This is a genomic window from Pseudoalteromonas aurantia 208, assembly GCF_014858725.1.
Lineage (GTDB): Bacteria > Pseudomonadota > Gammaproteobacteria > Enterobacterales > Alteromonadaceae > Pseudoalteromonas > Pseudoalteromonas aurantia.
The window spans coordinates 278,827-298,636 of sequence record NZ_AQGV01000009.1 but is presented as its reverse complement, the minus strand read 5'-3'; the positions used below and the strand labels follow the sequence as shown (position 1 = coordinate 298,636).

The window sequence follows — 19,810 nt, the reverse complement described above, 5'->3', positions numbered from 1 at the left end:
TTAGCTGTAATCCTCACTTTGCATGGCTTGAAATTGGGCTTTTGTTACAATGTTGACAGATTCATGCAGTTCTGAGAATACAATCAGCGCTTCCCCAGTGTTGAGTAGCGCTTTGACATGGGCTATTTTTTCTTCAGTGGAATACTCATGCTCGCCGTAGTCGGTGCCTTCTCGCAAAACATAGTGCTCAATTAAATTAGCCAGTGTGGTTGGGTCAAGTTGTTGCATAGGAATGATCATATTTTTTTATCCATATTGGCCAATGTAGTAAAGTAGTGAGGTACAGCTTGCTCTAACCAAAAAAAGGGTTTAAACGGGTTCATGCCACTAATAAACCCGACATGCCCACCACGCTCTGACACCGCTAACGTAACGGCACTACTAACTTGTGCTTCATGGGGGATGGCTTGTACAGACAGCATTGGGTCATCTTTAGCGTGAATAAGCAAGGTAGGGGTTTGTATATGTTTTAAATAGGGTTGAGCACTGGCTTGGTGATAGTAATCTTCCGCATTGTCAAAACCATGTAGTGGAGCAGTAATTTGATTATCAAATTGCCACAAATCGTCGAAGTTATTCAGGGTCACTTTATCTAAAGGCAATACACTTTGAATAGTTGGTAGCTTACGGGAAAACGACTTCTTCATTCTGTCGAGCAAGTACTTTTGATAAAGACCATAGCAACTGTTGCGTATGACTTGGCATGAAGATGAGAGGTGATATGGTGCAGAAATGACGGCGGCACCAGAGAGCTTACATGTATGGCGTTGTTCACCTAAATATTTTGCTAATACATTTCCGCCTAATGAAAAGCCGACCGCATAAAGCGGGCTGTCAGCATAGCGCTGTTTCAGCGTTTTAATTAAAAAGCTTAAATCGCTGGTTTCACCACTGTGATAGGCGCGTGCCAGTTTATTTGGTGCGCGAGAGCAGTTACGAAAATGCATAAGTACTGCGTTGAAGCCTTTCTTACTGAGTGCGTTAAGCATCCCTTTAGCATAAAAGCTATTAATATTACCTTCTAAACCATGCAAAATTATCGCGATTGGGGCACTGGGCTTTTTGTTTTTGGCCCATGCAAGTTCAAGGAAGTCACCATCAGGGGTCGTCAGTTCCTCAAAATAGACAGGTACTTTTTGAAATGGTCTAAAAAAACGCGGCAGTATGGTTTGCACATGCCGGTTGCGCATCCACCATGCACCTTTAAATGAGTAATCCATAAAACATCTTGCTATCAATGGGTCGATTAGTTTAACAAAAAACGCTGAATGTGTTGAGGCTTAAATAGGCATGATCGCAGATAATAAAAAGCACCCGACTAACTAGGTTAGTAAGGTGCTTTGTGCGTCGTGCTTAATTCGTCTACATTGAGAATATATATTGTTGTTTTATAATTACTTTATTGTTCAGGTACTTCTGCGTCATTAATTTTCTTGATAAAGTAATACACATAAAATAGACACAGCCCAATCACAATCCCCAAAAATCCGAATGACAAGAATAATACTGGGTCAGTAAAAAAGTCTCTGAAGAATACGTTCATGGCCGTGACTCCTAATTAGTTGATGTATTCATCTTAGAGGAGGGGCTTACGAAGGATTATGATCAAGATCAAGTTTTTTAAGCGTGCTACGAGGGTTAATTCACTGATTTGATCTTGATCATGTTTTTGTGGCGAAAAAGCATTGTTTTAAGGCTAGCGCGTGGTGCTCATCGAGGTAAAACGTCAGGTTATTTGAGACGTTGTTATGGTTCAAAGTATCAGATTCGAGGTGTTCTATAAGTAATTGCTGTTGAAACTTCTCAAGTGCTAATTCACTTGTTAACAGCTGCTTTCGCAATGACTGATAAGCGGGGTGGCGTTGATAAGATACCTTGATGTGTTTGCGCAATTGCCGGTGTTGTAACAATGTTTGCGCGTCTATATCCGAACACAGATCTGCTAATGCTTTAACTTGTATTGGCGTTAACTGTATTTTTTGTTGCTCTAGGTAAAGTAATAACAAGCATAGGTTTATGTTTTTATTATGCTTATCTTGTAGTGACAACAACAGCTCCTTGATGTTAGGCAGGGCATAGCTAGCGCAAGAAAATTGCCAAAACAGCGCCGCAGAGAGTGCGTTCATGCACTCATACTCTGTTCAAAATGGCGCTCTTTTCCTTCCAGTTCTTCTAATGCCATGAGCAAATCTTCTTCAACTTGATTAAGCTTTGGTGTCACGAGCGCTTGTTTATTGAGTAAGTCAGTCAACTTAGCCTTGTTATCTTCTTGATACAAATCGTTATCTGCTAACTGCATCTCAATCGTGGCCAACTCATCGGAATGCTTATCTAGCGCTTTTTCTAGCTTTTCAATTTGCTTTTTTAACGGTTGCACTGACTTTCTAAATTCGGCTGCTAGGCGCTTTTGTTCTTTACGATTACTACTAGAGTGACTTTTTGTGTCTACTTCCGGTTTCTTCGCGGCCTCTTTGTTTGCATTTAATAACCACTGATAATACTCATCAAGGTCATAGCCAAACTGGGTTACCATCCCATTATCAACGAGGTAGTATTCATCGGCTGTATTTTTTAGCATGTGGCGATCGTGTGATACGGTGACCATGGCGCCCTCAAAGCCTTGCAATGCCATAACGAGTGCATGACGCATTTCTAAATCTAGGTGGTTGGTCGGTTCATCAAGTAACAATAAATTGGGCTTTTGGTAGACTAACATCGCAAGTACGAGTCGTGCTTTCTCTCCGCCAGAAAATGGTGCAACTGGATCAAGTGCTTTGTCACCAATAAACGCAAATCCGCCTAAAAAGTCACGTAGGGATTGTTCACTGGCTTTGGGGTCAAGACGCTGTAAATGTGTGATTGCATTTGCTTGTAAGTCTAATGACTCAAGCTGGTGTTGTGCAAAATACCCGATATTTAAGCCCTGATGTTGGAATACTTCCCCTGCTTGTGGTGCAAGCTCGCCGGCAAGTAATTTAATGAGAGTTGATTTACCAGCTCCGTTACGACCTAACAGGGCAATGCGGCTACCTGGAACAAGGTTTAATTTAATTTTATGTAAGATAGTGACATCACCATACCCAGCAACAGCATTGTCTAATGTCATAAGTGGGTTAGGCAATGCTATGGGGTCAGCAAACTCAAAGTTGAAGGGGGAATCTGCATGCGCTGGCGCAAGCTTCTCCATTCGTTCTAGCGCTTTAACCCGACTTTGCGCTTGCTTTGCTTTACTTGCTTTTGCTTTAAATCGTGTAATAAATTGCTCTAAATGTGCAATATGTTCTTGTTGCTTTTCAAACAAAGCTTGGTGTTGTGCCATTCTTTCTGCTTTTTGGCGTTCAAACTGAGAATAATGGCCTTTATAAATATTTATGCGTTGTTGATCTATATGCCAAATTTGGTCAATGACGGCATCTAAAAACTCTCTATCGTGAGAAATTAGCACCAGAGTGCCAGTATATGCTCGCAAGAAACGCTCCAGCCAATAAACCGCATCTAAATCTAAATGGTTAGTTGGTTCATCAAGCAGCAGCAGATCAGCATCACGAATGAGCGCTTGGGCTAGATTTAAACGCATGCGCCAACCACCAGAGAAGGCACTCACAGGGTTATCTATTTGCGCATTTGTAAACCCCAAGCCATGCAGTAATTCACCCGCTTTAGATTCAATGCTATAGCCATCAATGAGTTCAAGCTTTTGATGTACTTTGGCTTGTACCGCACCGTCACCGCTCGCCTCAGCTTGCTGCAAAGTGATGCGGCATTGATAATATTCGTGATGACCTTGCAGCACATATTCCAGCGCACTGATGTCTAATGCTGGAGTTTCTTGTTTTACCGAGGCAATAGACCAATCTTTAGGAAATTGAAAATCTCCAGAGTCTAATTGTAATTCACCTTTTAATAGCGCAAATAGAGTGGATTTTCCACAGCCATTGGCGCCGACTAAGCCAACTTTATGCTCAGGGAATAAAGTGGCATTAGCATTTTTTAAGAGTGTTTTACCACCACGAAGTAACTCAATATCAGACAGCTGGATCATAGTTTCAATTCTAAATGTGCATTGGGCACATCATAACATGATCTGCTTAATCCTGTTCAAGCGTATCATGCACAGTCGCTTTAGGATAAAATGGGATGGTTGTTATATAACCCAGTAGTAGGGGAACATTTGTGAAACAGAAAAAACGCTTTATTGCAGGCGCATCGTGTCCAGAGTGTAAAAAAATGGATGTGATGATGCTATTTAAAGAACATGATGTGGAAAAGGTCGAATGTGTTGAGTGTGGTCATATCATGACACAACCAAAAGCAGCCGTGCAGGCGTCGACTCGCCAGTTTGAACAAGTTATTGGTGTGTTTAAGCCAGAGTAAACTGGCTGAATAACGAAAGGTTAGTAATGGGGAGGAGGCGGTTCTTGATGTTGTGGAATAATACCAGACTCACTGGTTTCCTTCATCTTCTCACCAATTAATTCAATTTGGCGCTGCATCTTCGCTAGGCGCTTTTGATGAGTTTGTAATTCATCATTGAGTGTGTCTATCGTGTCATCTTGAAAAGACACTTTAGCCTCTAATTCCATAACGCGGTTTTCTAAATCAGTCATCAACGGTTTACTCGCTTAAATCGTTCTAGTAGTCCACTAGAGCTTTCTGTTAATAGTGCTTGGTCTTGGTTTACAAATGCCACATCAAATACAACGGCTGATTTAGGTCGGCTCCCAGATCTGGGCTCAACAAGCCAAGATCCAAGCTTTTGTCCATCATTTACCTGCCATAAATCCATTTGTCGACTGGGTGAACCGGTAAGTAGCAGTTCACTACTTTGATTGAAACGCACAGCACTAAAAATTTTCTGTCGGGCAATATACTGTAATTGCGAGACAAGATCACCTGAAGTCAGTTGCCATATGCTGGCTTTTTTTAAACTGTCTGCGGTAAATGCATACTGCCCACTGGCATCTAATGCGACTTTTGTGACTCGACTTGGGTGATTAAATCGATGAATTACCTGCCCAGTTTTGGTATTCCAGAAGTAAGCACTGTAATCATTTGCGCCAGTTAAAGCAAAATGTCCATTCGGTGATAATGCAATACTATTAATTTTTTCTTGATGTCCAAGGAACTCTATGCGCCTTCCGCTTTCTAAGTCCAGATGTACAACAACGTTATCGCTGCGACCATAAAGTATGTAACGGCCCTGGTTGCTGATTGCAATGTCGCGAATAGTGCCTGTTTTTATTTGATAGAAACCGTGGTTTTTGCCATTTTTTATATTCCAAATGGCAAAAGTATTATTTTCGGCAGTAACGGCAAAGCTATTATCGTATGCAATAGCCAGTGAGTGGACGAGGTTTTCATGCTCAGATGATTGGTGCCATTGATATTTTAGCCCATGGCTATCATTGTCCCATAGGCTGACACCATGTTCGACTGAGGACACTAAACTGTAACGCCCATCTTGAGAAAGCGCAGCTGTGAATGCACCCCGTGCGGCGTGTTCAACAGTAAACTCAGCTTGGTTAGAGCCATCAGAGCAGCTTATAAGCAAAATTAATAGTGATAGCAGGGCGACACGAAAAACATTGGGCATAATATCGGTATTTTCCCTTAACGTCATGTAGTGCAAAGGGTAGACTATATATAATCTGCCCGTTAGAAGTAGTATGTTATTAGATACTAGCGTATCAAGTACACAAAGTCGCGTTAACTTATTCTACGTTTAGCGTTTGAATTTGGCATCTACTGCGATGAATGATAATGTGGCTACAATAGATTTAACCATTAATATAATATTAACAGACTACCGTTAGGTATGTCGGAAAGAGAGAATAGACAGAATGAAACAGACGATTAAATTGTCTTTGATTGCTGCGTCAGTTTTAGCATTAACTGCATGTAATCAAAAAGCTGAAGAAAAGCCAGTTGAAGTTAAACTAGAAACAGAGCTACAACAACAAGCTTATGGCATTGGCGCTTCAGTAGGTAATTTCTTGCAAAAAGACCTAGCTGATAAAAAAGGTTTTGGTGTTGAGCTAGATCAAGCGTTACTTATGCGTGGTTTTCAAGACGCATTAGCGGGAGAAGCAAAACTAGATGAAGCTAAAATCCGTGAAGTCCTTACTGCGTTAGACACATCGGTACGTGAGTTACAAGCTGAAAAAACCAAAGTAGATGCTGAAAAGAATAAAGCTGAAGGCGAAAAGTTCTTAGCAGATAATGCACAAAAAGCAGGTGTAACCGTTACTGAGTCAGGTTTACAGTATGAAGTATTAAGTACAGGTGAAGGTAAAAAGCCATTAGTCACTGACGTTGTTAAGGTACATTATAAAGGCACTTTAATTGACGGTACTGAGTTTGATAGCTCGTATTCTCGTGATGAGCCAACTACTTTCCCATTAAATCGTGTTATCTCAGGTTGGACTGAAGGTTTACAATTAATGCCAGTTGGGTCTAAATACAAGTTTACTATTCCAGCGAACTTAGGTTACGGTGAGCGTGATCTAGGTAAAATCCCAGCAAACTCGACTTTAGTATTTGAAGTTGAATTACTGGAGATCCAAGAAGAAAAAGCGGAAGCTGCTGCGGAGTAATTCATTTCTCCAGCATCAGCAAAAAGGGCCTCAATAGGCCCTTTTTTAATTGTTGCTAACGTTCCGCAATGGCATAGCTATTAACGACTATAATTGGCATAGAGGTTATCAATCAACTCATCTTCTAACTCGAAGCGCAGTTCCAGTGTTTCACCTAATTTAGATAAATCACTATCAAACTCTACCAATGGGCTTTCTTGAGAAGCTTCGGCATATTTATCATTGAAATCTAAAGCAAGGTCAGTTGTATCAGCAATTCTAGGATAAAGCGCTTGCGCTAATTGTGCGCTTTCAGGGCCTTTTTCCTTACAGGCTTCTACGATGTTATCGTAGATTTCAAAATGGCCAGCGGATAAATAGTCCATAAGAATTTGACAGAAAGATTGAATTTGTACCTGCTCTGGTAAAGCTTGTTCATTCTTATCGTAAGGGGAAAATCCAGCTATTTTACAATAAAGTAATAACAGCTCTTGACGTTCAGCCAACCATGCATCAATAACACTATGGCTACCTCCCCATTTTTGTTGGGCTTGTTCTAACCTAGAAAGCATAGCGGACTCCTTTAGCGGATTGTTTTCCTCTATGAAAAGGAAATCTGCTGCAAAGGTCAACCTATTTTTATTTTATTTCACCAAAACTGGTGTAGGTGGTTGATTTTTAATGGGTTGTTATTTTGGGTAAATCAGTTGGTTTTCACAAGAAAAAACCACCCGTAGGTGGTTTGTAAATGAGTTTAGCTCTTTGATAATAGTTGTTATTTTTATTATAAAGGTGTTTTGTTGTTATTTTTGTAACGCGGATATTTTATACCAAGCTTTTACCTCTGTTGCAAACAAATTAATAAGTTGTTTTACATTTTGTTACGTAGCGATGGACTAACTCTCTGAATTTCAGCCTCTTTTAATCTAGATCATATTCCCGTATTTTGGTGCTTGCTTTTCATAGAGCGTTTGCGTGTATGATGATACAATCTGCTCAATTTTTAAAGCTTTGGAATTGAGAGCCGCTATGAGCGAATTGAAAAATGATCGTTATTTACGTGCGTTAATGAAACAACCTGTTGATGTCACGCCAGTATGGATGATGCGTCAAGCAGGTCGATATTTACCTGAGTATCGTGCAACTCGCGCGCAAGCAGGTGATTTTATGAGCTTGTGTAAAAATGCAGAATTGGCATGTGAGGTTACCTTGCAGCCGTTGCGTCGTTATCCACTCGATGCGGCTATTTTGTTCAGCGACATCTTGACTATTCCTGATGCAATGGGCCTTGGTTTGTACTTTGAAACTGGGGAAGGGCCTAAGTTTGAACGCCCTATTAGTTCTTTGGCTGATGTGCAGAAAATCCCCAAATTAGACCCTACCGATGAGCTGGGTTATGTGATGAACGCGGTCAGTACAATTCGCCGCGAATTAAAAGGTGAAGTGCCTTTGATTGGTTTTTCTGGCTCTCCTTGGACACTTGCCACATATATGGTGGAAGGGGGCAGTAGTAAAACCTTTGGAAAAATAAAGAAAATGGCGTTTGCTGAACCTAAGACATTGCACCTGTTGTTAGACAAATTAGCAGATTCAGTGATTGATTACTTGAACGCGCAGGTAAAGGCGGGTGCACAGTCGTTAATGATTTTTGACTCATGGGGAGGTGTGTTAAGTCCTCGTGATTACAAAGAGTTCTCATTGCAATATATGCATAAGATTGTAGACGGTCTCATTCGTGAAAATGATGGTCGAAAAGTGCCGGTAACGCTATTTACAAAAAATGGGGGCCAGTGGATCGAAGCGATTGCAGCGACAGGTTGTGATGCCGTAGGCTTGGATTGGACAATTGATATTGGTGATGCTAAGCGTCGCGTGGGTGATAAGGTTGCCTTGCAAGGTAATATGGATCCATCAATGCTACATGGTACGCCAGAGCGTATTCGTGAAGAAGTTCAGCACATTCTAGCTGGATTTGGTGAAGGCAATGGCCATGTCTTTAATTTGGGCCATGGTATTACGCCGGAAGTGGATCCTGAGCATGCGGGCGTTTTCATTAATGCGGTTCACGAATTTAGTGCGCAGTATCATAAGTAAGCACGCTATAAGATAGTGGCTCATTTGCAGAAAACCCAAGCGATTGCTTGGGTTTTTTGTATTTATGGGGTCCGTTTTTCAAGTGCTATTTGGCAAATGCGCGTTTCATAAAGTTAGGAGTTGCCAGTGCACCTTTGTGAATGCCTGTATTATAGTAATCGGTATGAAATAGTGCTTTATCAGCATCTTGCTCTCTGAAGCCTGAGAACCCTTCACCCTTGCGGGCCATCGTTGATGACCATAAGCCACTAGGGTAAATCGGTTGCGGAAAGGGTAAAGTTTGTAAGTCAACAAACCCAACATCTGTCATTGCATCACGCATTTCAATGAGTAGCGGCATATGCATTAGGGGGGATTCACTCTGTTGGATCATGATCCCACCTTTACGTAAAGCGTTTAAGCAGCTTGTATAAAAGGCATGGTTGAAGAGTCCTTCACCAGGTCCTATAGGGTCGGTACCGTCAACGATAATGACATCAATAGATTCAGCATCCGCTTCTTTCATAAATTTTATGCCATCATCAAACATGATGGTGGCTCTTGAGTCATTATTCGATTCACACAGTTCGGGGAAGTATTTAAGCGACATTTGTGTTACAACTTCATCGATGTCGATTTGCGTAACACGTTCAATATCTGGGTGTTTTAAAACCTCACGCAGGGTTCCACAATCCCCCCCCCCGATAATAACGACATTCTTCGGTGCTGGGTGAGAAAACAATGCTGGGTGACTCATCATTTCATGGTAAAAGAAGTTTTCTCTGCTGCTGACCATAGTACAGCCATCGATTATCATTAAGTTGCCAAAGTCGGTGGTTTCATACATTTCAACATTCTGGAATGGAGATTGGATCTCATCGAGTTTTCTGTTGATACGCAGAGAAAAGGCGCTGCCATCACGGTCACTTACTTCGGTAAACCAACGGTTTGCTTCTAGATTTGCCATATATATTTCACACTTACTATTCTAATTCGGGTAATTTTGCCAGTGAGCACGTGTTTGCTCAATCTATTTTAGCGCATTTTAGCTAAAAGCTCATGTTTCATCTGAGTTGTCGTTGATAGTGCTTTGATTTGGCTAACAAGGAATAACAAAGTGAGGCATGCTTAACGGTTGTTTGATATATGTATTGCTTCTAAACTTTGCATCAAAGTGTGACTTTCGCGCTTTTGAAAAAAATATAAGCGTATTTTCACGAAAGAGACGTGAATTTTGTTCGCCAATAGTATGCGCTAGTATTAAAATACGCCTTTCGAATTGAGTAAGTGAGATTGCCATGAAATGGGGCTTAGAGACAGCGCGAGATATCTATAATGTTGCACATTGGAGTGATGGTTATTTTGATATTAACGACCAAGGTGAGCTCGTTGCATTTCCGGATGGGGAAAAAAGGACTCCGGCAATCTCATTGACCGAACTGACTGAACAATTTAAAGCAGAAGGTTTAACATTACCGGTTTTAGTCAGGTTTACAGATATTCTGCAACACCGTGTTGATACTATGACAGAGGCGTTTTCCTTGGCTTGTGAACAAAAGCAGTATCAAGGTCACTATACCTGTGTTTATCCGATAAAAGTGAATCAACAACGTTCGGTGGTGAGTAAACTATTAGCTCACCCGAGCGGGTTAGTTGGTTTGGAAGCCGGGTCTAAGCCTGAATTAATGGCTATTTTAGGTCTTGCGAACAAACCGATTACCATTGTGTGTAATGGTTATAAAGACAGTGAGTTTTTACGTCTTGCATGCATTGGGCAAGCGATGGGTCATAACGTTAACGTGGTGGTTGAAAAGCTTTCTGAATTAACCTCTCTCATTAAAGAAATTGACGACTTAGACATTGAACCAGCGATTGGTATTCGGATCCGATTAAACTCAGTTGGCAAAGGTAAATGGCAGAATACAGGCGGTGAAAAAGGTAAGTTTGGATTAACTGCGGGGCAAGTATTAGAAGCAGTGGAGACTTTAAAGCGTCATAACAAACTACATTTAATGAATTTGGTGCATTTCCATATCGGATCGCAAATTGCCAATATTCGTGATATTCAACGGGCATTAACGGAATGTGCCCGTCATTTTGCAGAGCTCTCTCGATTAGGCGTGCCCTTAAAAACGGTGGATGTGGGCGGCGGCCTAGGTGTGGACTACGAAGGTTCTGGGTCACGAAGCGCTTGCTCAATGAATTATACGGTAGCGGAGTATGCTCGTAATGTCGTGAGTGCTTTTGCGGATGTATGTGACCAACATGATCTAGAGCACCCCGCGATTATCACCGAATCAGGTCGTGCACTTACAGCGCATCATGCTGTGTTAATCACAGACGTTATTGATATTGAAAAAGCGCCAAAGCAAACGTCAAATACACCACCGAATAAAAGTGATCATGCTATTTTGCACCAGTTATGGCAAGTGCTCCATCGCATCACACCACGCTTGGCATTAGAGGCTTATCACGATGCAATGCATTTATTTAGCGAAGCGCATGGTCAATATGTGCATGGTTTAGTGAGCATGACGCAATGGGCACAAATTGAATTAATGTATTTCACTATTTTGCATCAAGTTCGTGAAACATTAAGCGATAATGCACGTTCACACCGCGAAGTGTTGGATGATTTAAATGAGAAGTTGGCTGATAAGCTTTTTGTGAACTTTTCTTTATTTCAATCATTACCTGATGTTTGGGGGATCCAACAGCTATTCCCTGTAATGCCGATAGAGTCTTTAGATCAACCATTGACTCAAAGGGCCATTATCCAAGATATTACCTGTGATTCTGATGGACAGATCAGAGAATATGTTGAGGGCTCGGGAATTGAATCAAGTTTGCCAATACCGCCTTATCAATTTGGTCAGCAATACCATTTAGCCATGTTTATGGTTGGAGCTTATCAAGAGATATTAGGTGATTTACATAACTTATTTGGTGATACGGATTCTGTGCATGTGGAGTTGACGGAGCAAGGATATACGTTAACCAATGCAATTAAAGGGGATAGCGTGGCTGATGTTTTGAAATTTGTGCATTATGATCATGAAAAGCTGTCTAATAATTTTGTTGAACAAGTGAGCAAATTGGATATTGAGCATGATTTAAAAGCGCAATATTTAGCTGAATTAAACGCAGGATTAGCAGGGTATACCTATTTTGAAGATTAAGCTTTTTATTGGCTTAGGTTTTTCGTAGCATAAAAACAAGGTATTATTCTCCATCATGAATTAGGCTCGCATATGTAGCAAGATGTTAGCCTTTTGACTTAGGTTGTTGTAAAGGAAACATTGAATGTCGTTGTTACGTCGCATTATCAGTTTATTCTTGTATGCCCTGAATACGTTAGTTTGGTTTATACCCATTTTCTTATTTGGCTTATTGAAGTTGTTACCAGTCCCTATATGGCAAAAACTTTGCAGTAAACTGGCCAAAGAGTGTGCAAGCATGTGGGTTGCAGGTAATAACTGTAATCAGAATTTAATCACGCCATTTGAGCTAAATATAACAGGCTTAGAAGATATTAAACGTAAGGATTGGTATTTGGTGATTGCCAATCATCAAAGTTGGGTCGATATTGTGATTATGCAACGCGTTTTACATAGAAAGATCCCATTCTTAAATTTCTTTTTGAAAAAGGAATTATTGTACGTGCCAGTGCTAGGTTTGGCTTGGTGGGCGCTAGATTTCCCATTTATGAGCCGAACCAGCAAAAGCCAATTGCGTAAAAACCCGAAGCTCAAAGGCAAGGATATAGAAACAACGCGTAAAGCCTGTGAGAAGTTTAAAACTATGCCTGTGAGTATTGTAAACTTTGTAGAAGGCACACGTTTTACACCAGAGAAGCATCAGCGCCAAAAAAGTCCGTTTGACCATTTATTAAAGCCAAAGGCCGGTGGCATTGCATTTGTGATGCAAGCGATGGGTGAGCAAATTAACAAAGTGGTGAATGTGACAATTCATTATCCAGACGGGATCCCAAACTTTATCGACTTTGTCAGTGGCAAGGTAAAAAGAGTAGATGTGCACATTGATGTAATGCCTGTAAGTGAAGAGCTAATAGGGGATTACAGTAACGACAACGAATTTAGAGTGCGTTTTCAGTCAGAATTAAATCGTTTATGGAGCGACAAAGATCAGCAGCTTGAAAAATTACAGCACGTTAAATAGACCGCAAGATAGGTGTGGGGAGCATGTGTAAATACGCTCTTCAATAAATCTTAGCTAATTAGGTGCCAGCAGTTAATGAGTACACAGCACTCACCTTCAAAAACCAAGATGTGGAAATACGGTGATTGTATTAGCGTAAGCTGATGAGGAGTGATTAAAATATGAGTATTGCACATATAACGGACTTAATTGAACCATGGCTTAATGGACTACCAAAAGAAGCTTTATTGAGTGCTATTTCGGCAAACAGCATTGGCTTTATCGGCGTTATTTTTGTATATATATTCACCCGTCGGTTGGTATTTCCAACCATTCAAAATACGCTCACTAAGTTTTCTCCATCGCGCTTGGGACAGCTCACAGAGCACCTCAATAAACTCACTGGTAGAATGGCGGCAATGCTCAGTTGTGTGGCATTTTTGGCATTTTATCCGCGTGTGCTCGTGGCGCCTGAATGGGTGCTATTGAGCTTTAAATCAGTGGGCCAAATTGTTCTGATTGTTATTTCTGGGTTTTTACTCAGCAGCTTAGTGAATCTTGCTCATGGGATTTACAGTCAATTGCGATTCGCTAAAGACGTACCTATACAAGGCATTGTGCAAGTTACTAAATTGATGACTTTTATTGTCTGTAGTATTTTAATCATCAGTTTGTTGTTAGATAAATCACCGACTTACATACTTTCAGGTTTTGGTGCAATTGCTGCTGTGACTTTGTTAGTATTTAAAGACACAATTTTGGGGCTGGTTGCATCCATTCAAATTGCTGCAAATCGACTGGTGACAATTGGTGATTGGATCCAAGTCGACGCATTTGGTGCTGATGGCGAAGTCATTGATTTAGGGCTAAATACGGTAAGAGTGAGAAATTGGGATAACACGGTAACAACCATCCCCACTTATATGCTCATTACGGATTCTTTTAAGAATTGGCGTGCGATGCAAGAGTCTGCGGGTAGAAGAATAAAACGGGCGTTGTTATTAGATATGCATAGTGTCGTTACGTTAAATGCAGCCAGCGTGACGCAGCTGCAAAGTGTGTTCCCTGAACTTTTAGACGTTGGCGAGTTACCACAGCCCATTACGAATGTTGGATTGTTCCGCCGTTATGCAGAAGCTTATCTGCGTAAGCATAAAGATATTAACCAAGATTGTGTGCTAATGGTGCGAGAACTCGCGCCTCAACACCATGGTTTACCAATTGAATTTTATTGTTTTAGTGTGAATAAGCAATGGGTTTTTTATGAACACTTACAAGCCGATATTATGGACCATATGATAGCTACAATGTCTGAATTTGAGTTGCGCCCGTACCAAACAGTATCAGGACAACTACAAATAAACTCACGACAAGAACAAACCCAGCGAAGCGAAGGCGATTAACATCATCCAAATTGGTGGTTTAAACAGTTTCATACAACAAAACCCAGCAACGACAATGGCAATATGCCATAGACTAGTAACGCTTGATGACCAGATAGGCTGATAAAATGCAGCCGCGAGTAGGCCAACAACAGCCGCATTAATTGCCGCAGTTACACTGGCAAATTTTGGTAAATTACTCAATGCATGCCAACTATGGTGGCAGCTATACATAAGTAGTAAACCGGGCAAAAATACAGCAAGGGTTGCTATAATAGCGCCAAACCAGACATTATCAGGCTGTGTGACAGCACCCAAATAGGTTGCAATAGTAAACATTGGACCCGGCACAGCTTGCGCCGCGGCATAAGCGGTTAGAAAGCTTTCTTGAGAAAGGTGCTCTACGCTATTTTGCAACAGGGGTAGCACCACATGACCGCCGCCAAAAACCAAAGCCCCAGCTTGGTAAAAAGGCGCATAGAGATAGTCTGAGAAACCGAAAAATGATAGGACAAATAACCCGACGAAAAGAGCGAGTGCAGGCCAGTGCCATTTGCCGATTTTCGATGTAGTGCTATCGGGTATAGGGCTGAAGCGGTAGAGCATCCCCATAGATGCAGCAATCACCAGCAACCAAATTTGGCTAAATATACTTGGAGAAATAAGTATAAATAAGGTACTTGCAAACGTAACGAGTTTGAGTGCGGTGGTTTTACAAAAGCTCTTTGCCATTGATAAAATAGCGTCGGCGACAACGACCACGGCAAAGAGTTTTAAGCCATGAATGACGCCAGTCAAATTGTCTTGTAATTGGGTTGCGCTCAAAGCCAGTACTACCATGATTAAAAAAGAAGGTAACGTGAAGCCAATGAAAGCTGCAATACCTCCTAACAGGCCTGCACGTTCTACGCCGATAGCAAAGCCGACTTGACTGGAGCCTGGGCCTGGTAATATTTGTGATAAACTGATCATCGAGCTATAGCGCTCGTTTGATAACCACTTGAGGTTATCAACAAAGTGTTTTTTGAAAAAGCCAAGATGGGCAGCTGGGCCACCAAAACTTGTGCAGCCTAACAAGAAAAACTGATAGAAAATACTCAATACCATGGTTCACCTTATGTTATGGTTAGCACTTCAGCCTTACATATAATTATGACATTTTTGTGACTATGCGGTGTAGTATTTTTTCGCTATGCTTAAGTTGCCTTTACTTAAATAGTTTATGTCTTTTAAGCGCGATAAAAGTGTGCTGCAGGTTGTGATTAAAGAACAGAGGTATAATAATTTGAAATGGTCTTTTGTCAGCTCATTGACGTTGATATTGCTACTATTATTAGTCAATATTGCACATGCTGACCATGATAAAGTGTATGTGGCTATCGATCATGCGCCTCCTTATAGTGTCATCACTGATGAGGGGGATGTGTCAGGGCTGATAATAGATATATTAACGCAACTACAGCCGTATGCAGAACGAGGTTATAAAATAGAGCCTGTTCCATGCCCTTTTTCTCGTTGTTTGAGAATGCTAATACAGGGTGAAGTTGATGTATTAGGGGGGCTTATACGTACCCCCAAGCGCGATAATCTAATACGTTTTGTCACGCCAGCCTATATGGCATTGCCATCCTCTTTTGTATTTTACGCTAAGCAAAGTAGTAGCATTGTCGTCAATAACTACGCAGATTTGAAAAATAAGCGCATTGCCGTGATGCGTGGAGGCGTATATTTTACCAAGTTTAATGAAGATCGCAGTCTGAACAAAGTCGCTGTGCCTTCAGAACGTGTTGCGGTTGATTTATTACTGAAAGGGCGAGTTGACCTTGTTATAGCCGTTGAAGACACGGCGGAAGTCGCGATGAGTGTCCTTGAGCAACCAGCTTCAAAATTAAAAAAGGTCGCATATAGGTATACGAACACCATATATGGGCATATGGCATTTAGTAAAGCATTTGCCAAAACGACAGTGGCAAAACAATTAATGCAGGGAATGGTGGATATTGCTCAGCAGGGTACGCTTGATAAAGTGATTGCACCCTACCATTTACCTGCTATTCCAAAAAGGCTGCTGCCAGAATCACCATAGCTTAACTTTCTATTCATTTGTTCTGAGCATACTCATGCCTATGGGAGATCAGAATGAAAGAAATAATATGAAGGCTATGGTGTATTATGTGGCTATGGGTGCTGGCCTTTTATCGCTCTCTGGATGTGAAATGACACAGGCAGATAAAGGAGCAAGCTTAGGTGCAGCCGCCGGAGCTATATTGGGCAAAGCAACGGGGAATCATAAGAATAAGCGGGGGTTTATTGGAGGGGCTATTGGCGCAATCGCAGGCGCAGCTGTAGGAGAGTATATAGATAGGCAGGAAGCCGCACTCAATGACTCGCTTGCTGGTTCAGGTGTCACTATTGTCCGAGAGGGGAATACTATGCGACTCGTGATGCCCAGTAAAATAACTTTCTCAAGTAACCAAGCGACTATCTCTGCAGATTTTTATAGTACGTTGAACGACATCGCCGATGTTATGCATCAGTATGATAAAACACGCTTGATCATTACGGGTCATACCGACAGCGAGGGAACCACCGCATTTAATCAACACCTCAGTGAGCAGCGCGCAGAGACGATTAAGAATTATTTGCTTGCACAAGAAATTGCTGCAGGACGTTTGCAAGCCGTGGGCATGGGTGAGTTTTCAAGTATTGCCAGTAATACAACAGCTCACGGACGTGCGTTAAATCGGCGGGTGGAAATAGAGATAAAGGCTAAATAAACCTCAGCTCTGGGTAAGCGAATCTGCCCAATAAAGCTATTTTTCTCACTCTCGGCGTTGCTTTCATTTGTAATAGCCCGCTATTACTGCATAAAAGCGCCTTGATATTGAAAAAAATATCATCATTGGAATGTACGTAAGTTTGTTTTCAAAATATTTCCTATTCCAAAACCCTTATCCAAACCTGAGGTTAAATAAGCGTAGTAAATTGGCGAGGTACGTATTACCCCGCCATTGTCTTTATTTTTGATATGTATATGCAAGACGCAGTGCCAGTGCTTTTATTTGTGAGAGTGCTTCGCTATGGGAATCAGAATTAAAATCTCCGTTACTGAGTAAAACAATACCATTTTGAGTATGCGTATCACCAATGAGGTAGGTGAGCACGCCAGGATCAGCACCATCGTGGTGAACAATGGCTCCATCTAAATTCCAGAAGTAACCAATATCTCGGCTTGATGTTGGCACATCTGTTTGCGATGACAGCATATCTTCGACTACCTTAGCGGGCAGTACTTGCTTATTGTTTAACACCCCTTGATTCATTGTGGCTTTCAAAAACTTCGTAAGGTCGTTCACTGTGGAAATAACAGAGCCATCTGCATACGTAATGGTGCGGTAATTTGGGAACTGCATTGGTTGCATCGTTTCCGGATCTATATAAAGCCTTTGGGCGACGTCGTTTGAGGGTATAGCGAGTCCCCAACTCGTGTCTTGCATGTTTAACGGGGAAAATACATAACGGTGCGAGAGTTCAGTAAATGACTCGTTGGTTTTTTTTTCAAGTGCATACGCTGCTAATGATGTTGCGATGTTCGAGTAAACCTGGACCTCACCAACAGAAAAGTTGTATTGATGAATGAAATTTTGGGGACTGTTTAATTCTCCATTACTTGTTAAGTATTGCTCGAATAAGTTGGGTAAGCTCGGATTCACTTGGTTAACGCAGTTACTGCTTTGCGTCATTAGGTTATATAAGCTTACATAGTTATCTAACACGTAATATGTGCAATTGTAGACTTGCGGGTTGTCAATTATGCCACTGGTATGGGTGATAAGATGGCGTAGTGAAATTTGTTCAGCTTGTTCTTTGGGTATAAAGAGTGGGAACGGCAATAAAGGCGCGACGGTCTCGTCTAACAATATTTGCTTATTGTGAACTGCTTGAGCAAGGGTGGCGCCAACCAGCGTTTTGGTCACTGATGCCAAGAAAAAAGGCGTATCGGCTGACACTGGCGAATGTTGTAAGTCTTTAACACCGAAGCCTCCTGCAAATACCGTTGAGCCATTATGTATCACTGCAGCCGATAGTCCAGGTAAGTTATGCTCAGACATAATACGATTAACCTGCTCTTCAAAAGTCGTAACGCTAATCGGGAGGTAGCTTTGTTTATTTAATAAAGACAGTACATGGTCATAACTTTCAAACCGATTAGACTCAAGTTCAAAGCTTGAAAAGGCGGATACATCAATATTGGGTTGTAGGCCTGCTTGCTCAAAGTTTTCGCCTTGAGCATTACGATATATTTCGTTTGAGAGACCGACCTCCCATCCATTTGGCAGATTGAAAGAGAGAATATCTGAGAATTCTCCAGAAGTTTCTTCACCTACTTGAGTTACATGGGGGAACTGTAGCATCGCCATCGCAAATACTTCTGCAGCACTTGCGGTGATTTGGCTAGTAAGTAAGTAGATAGGCTTGTTATACGGGGTATTATGTTGTTTCACAAGTGAACGATATGGTGAACCCAAGCCGCTTTTGTTGATGGCTTGTTTATTAAAAGCCAGAATGTCTTGGGTCGCAAATCGCTGTGCGATAGTCAATGCTAAGTCATCACTGCCGCCGGTGTTGATTCGAATATCTAGAATAAGTGCTTCAGTTTCGGCCAAATCAAGCATGATTTTATCTAAATGACGCTCCAGTGCAGCCATGTTTTCAGTCGATGTTGCTTGAGGATGCGTATGGAAGTTCGCCATGTTGTTGATAGTCAATATACCAACATTGTCAGCGGTTTTACCCCAAATAAAGGTTTTCAATGTATCACCCGTTGGAAATGTATTCAGACTTGATGGTGAGATATATTGAGTGAGTGTATTTTCATAGGTAGACAATATGTAGTGCGTGACAGCTTGCTCATTGGGTTGCTCACCGTGTCGTAACGCGCTATTCGCCAACCCTTGTATTGCGTCAAATAGTGGAGAGGGTTTGCCTACCGAAAATGCTGAAAAGTCAGAGCTGAGGCTGACATGGCCGTCTTTTAACGGCGCAATCATAGCCGCAAGCACCTCAAACAAGGCTTCTTTACTCATTGCGTTTGTAACACGAGGTCTAAATGTCTCGTATTGTGTTTGCCAATTTACATTCCTTAATTCAAAAAATGCATAATAATCATTAAATGTATGCCAAAAGTAGTCAAAGGTTTGGACTGCAGATATGTCATTGGTGGTGTCTATAGGTGTTAAGCAAGAGGTTGGCAATCCTGTTACTTTATCAAACCGGGAGATGACTAACTCTCCTTGATAAGCAACATGTAATTCGTTATTAGAATGTCGTTTAAGTTGGTCAATTTCGGTAGGGAGTGCTGTTCCTCTGATAAATGAGTGAGTGTTCATGCAACCGTGTTGGTTATACTCGAATCGACTGATCTTATCTTTGGTGATTTCTAACACTTCCCCATAGGCTGTTTTGTTCCAAATACCTAATAAGGGATCTTGATCTTTGTTATCGTTATGGCTGTTGCACCCAGCGAGTAACAGTTGTGTGGTTAGCAGTATTCCTATGAATCTTGTTTTTTCAAACATAACCGGTTCCTTTTGCACATTTGTAACGTTGGAGATATTTTATACA

The 19,810-nt window shown here is 41.4% G+C and carries 19 protein-coding genes; 8 read left to right on the top strand and 11 right to left on the bottom strand.

All coding sequences use genetic code 11. The features are described 5' to 3' along the window. From PAUR_RS01360 to PAUR_RS01340, 5 genes are all read right to left on the bottom strand, one after another. On the bottom strand, nucleotides 1–240 hold the full coding sequence (locus PAUR_RS01360) for a YheU family protein (protein ID WP_192506033.1): 240 nt from the start codon (nucleotides 238–240) through the stop codon (nucleotides 1–3). Continuing rightward, nucleotides 237–1,220, bottom strand: a complete 984-nt coding sequence (locus PAUR_RS01355) for a hydrolase (protein WP_192506032.1) — start codon at nucleotides 1,218–1,220, stop codon at nucleotides 237–239. The genes PAUR_RS01360 and PAUR_RS01355 overlap by 4 nt, the downstream gene beginning before the upstream one ends. Nucleotides 1,221–1,399: 179 nt before the next feature. After that, nucleotides 1,400–1,543 (bottom strand): hypothetical protein, encoded by a 144-nt coding sequence (locus PAUR_RS01350; RefSeq protein WP_192506031.1) that lies wholly within the window; start codon nucleotides 1,541–1,543, stop codon nucleotides 1,400–1,402. Between the two features lie 118 nt (nucleotides 1,544–1,661). Further along, on the bottom strand, nucleotides 1,662–2,126 hold the full coding sequence (locus PAUR_RS01345) for a TIGR02444 family protein (RefSeq protein ID WP_192506030.1): 465 nt from the start codon (nucleotides 2,124–2,126) through the stop codon (nucleotides 1,662–1,664). Next, nucleotides 2,123–4,042, bottom strand: a complete 1,920-nt coding sequence (locus PAUR_RS01340; RefSeq protein ID WP_192506029.1) for an ATP-binding cassette domain-containing protein — start codon at nucleotides 4,040–4,042, stop codon at nucleotides 2,123–2,125. Before PAUR_RS01340 ends, PAUR_RS01345 begins: the two co-directional genes overlap by 4 nt. 131 nt (nucleotides 4,043–4,173) lie before the next feature. Between PAUR_RS01340 and PAUR_RS01335 the strand changes: the two genes are divergently transcribed. Further along, nucleotides 4,174–4,374: a YheV family putative zinc ribbon protein gene (locus PAUR_RS01335; protein ID WP_192506028.1), complete on the top strand. Its 201-nt coding sequence runs from the start codon at nucleotides 4,174–4,176 to the stop codon at nucleotides 4,372–4,374. Between the two features lie 20 nt (nucleotides 4,375–4,394). Here the strand turns inward: PAUR_RS01335 and PAUR_RS01330 are convergent, their stop codons facing one another. Both PAUR_RS01330 and PAUR_RS01325 read right to left on the bottom strand, forming a co-directional pair. Next, complete coding sequence (locus PAUR_RS01330) at nucleotides 4,395–4,607, bottom strand: SlyX family protein (RefSeq protein WP_192506027.1); 213 nt, start codon at nucleotides 4,605–4,607, stop codon at nucleotides 4,395–4,397. Next, entirely contained in the window at nucleotides 4,607–5,593 is a 987-nt protein-coding gene (locus tag PAUR_RS01325) for a WD40 repeat domain-containing protein (RefSeq protein ID WP_192506026.1), read from the bottom strand. Before PAUR_RS01325 ends, PAUR_RS01330 begins: the two co-directional genes overlap by 1 nt. Nucleotides 5,594–5,840: 247 nt before the next feature. Here PAUR_RS01325 and fkpA point away from each other — a divergent pair, with 247 nt between their 5' ends. Next, nucleotides 5,841–6,593 (top strand): FKBP-type peptidyl-prolyl cis-trans isomerase, encoded by a 753-nt coding sequence (gene fkpA, locus PAUR_RS01320; RefSeq protein WP_192506025.1) that lies wholly within the window; start codon nucleotides 5,841–5,843, stop codon nucleotides 6,591–6,593. Nucleotides 6,594–6,673: 80 nt separating this feature from the next. Here fkpA and rsd read toward each other — a convergent pair whose 3' ends face one another. Continuing rightward, nucleotides 6,674–7,144, bottom strand: a complete 471-nt coding sequence (rsd, locus tag PAUR_RS01315; protein WP_192506024.1) for a sigma D regulator — start codon at nucleotides 7,142–7,144, stop codon at nucleotides 6,674–6,676. Nucleotides 7,145–7,601: 457 nt separating this feature from the next. On the opposite strand from rsd, the gene hemE reads away from it, so the two are divergent. Further along, nucleotides 7,602–8,666: a uroporphyrinogen decarboxylase gene (gene hemE, locus PAUR_RS01310; RefSeq protein ID WP_192506023.1), complete on the top strand. Its 1,065-nt coding sequence runs from the start codon at nucleotides 7,602–7,604 to the stop codon at nucleotides 8,664–8,666. A gap of 85 nt (nucleotides 8,667–8,751) precedes the next feature. Here hemE and speE read toward each other — a convergent pair whose 3' ends face one another. Further along, nucleotides 8,752–9,612: a polyamine aminopropyltransferase gene (gene speE / locus PAUR_RS01305; RefSeq protein WP_192506022.1), complete on the bottom strand. Its 861-nt coding sequence runs from the start codon at nucleotides 9,610–9,612 to the stop codon at nucleotides 8,752–8,754. Between the two features lie 331 nt (nucleotides 9,613–9,943). On the opposite strand from speE, the gene speA reads away from it, so the two are divergent. From speA to PAUR_RS01290, 3 genes are all read left to right on the top strand, one after another. Then, on the top strand, nucleotides 9,944–11,824 hold the full coding sequence (speA, locus tag PAUR_RS01300) for a biosynthetic arginine decarboxylase (protein ID WP_192506021.1): 1,881 nt from the start codon (nucleotides 9,944–9,946) through the stop codon (nucleotides 11,822–11,824). A gap of 124 nt (nucleotides 11,825–11,948) precedes the next feature. Further along, the gene (locus PAUR_RS01295) at nucleotides 11,949–12,824 is read left to right on the top strand and encodes an acyltransferase (protein WP_192506020.1); all 876 of its coding nucleotides are present in this window, start codon (nucleotides 11,949–11,951) and stop codon (nucleotides 12,822–12,824) included. Nucleotides 12,825–12,985: 161 nt separating this feature from the next. After that, complete coding sequence (locus PAUR_RS01290; RefSeq protein ID WP_192506019.1) at nucleotides 12,986–14,206, top strand: mechanosensitive ion channel family protein; 1,221 nt, start codon at nucleotides 12,986–12,988, stop codon at nucleotides 14,204–14,206. Here PAUR_RS01290 and chrA read toward each other — a convergent pair. After that, nucleotides 14,168–15,292, bottom strand: coding sequence for a chromate efflux transporter (gene chrA / locus PAUR_RS01285; protein ID WP_192506018.1), 1,125 nt, complete (start codon nucleotides 15,290–15,292; stop codon nucleotides 14,168–14,170). The two genes, PAUR_RS01290 and chrA, sit on opposite strands and share 39 nt — an antisense overlap. Nucleotides 15,293–15,470: 178 nt before the next feature. Between chrA and PAUR_RS01280 the strand changes: the two genes are divergently transcribed. Together PAUR_RS01280 and PAUR_RS01275 are read left to right on the top strand one after the other, a co-directional pair. Continuing rightward, entirely contained in the window at nucleotides 15,471–16,271 is an 801-nt protein-coding gene (locus PAUR_RS01280) for a substrate-binding periplasmic protein (RefSeq protein ID WP_225738240.1), read from the top strand. Nucleotides 16,272–16,338: 67 nt separating this feature from the next. Further along, nucleotides 16,339–16,962, top strand: coding sequence for an OmpA family protein (locus tag PAUR_RS01275; protein WP_225738239.1), 624 nt, complete (start codon nucleotides 16,339–16,341; stop codon nucleotides 16,960–16,962). A 240-nt stretch (nucleotides 16,963–17,202) separates the two neighbouring features. Here the strand turns inward: PAUR_RS01275 and PAUR_RS01270 are convergent, their stop codons facing one another. After that, the gene (locus tag PAUR_RS01270) at nucleotides 17,203–19,764 is read right to left on the bottom strand and encodes a serine hydrolase (protein WP_192506016.1); all 2,562 of its coding nucleotides are present in this window, start codon (nucleotides 19,762–19,764) and stop codon (nucleotides 17,203–17,205) included. Nucleotides 19,765–19,810 lie beyond the last annotated feature (46 nt).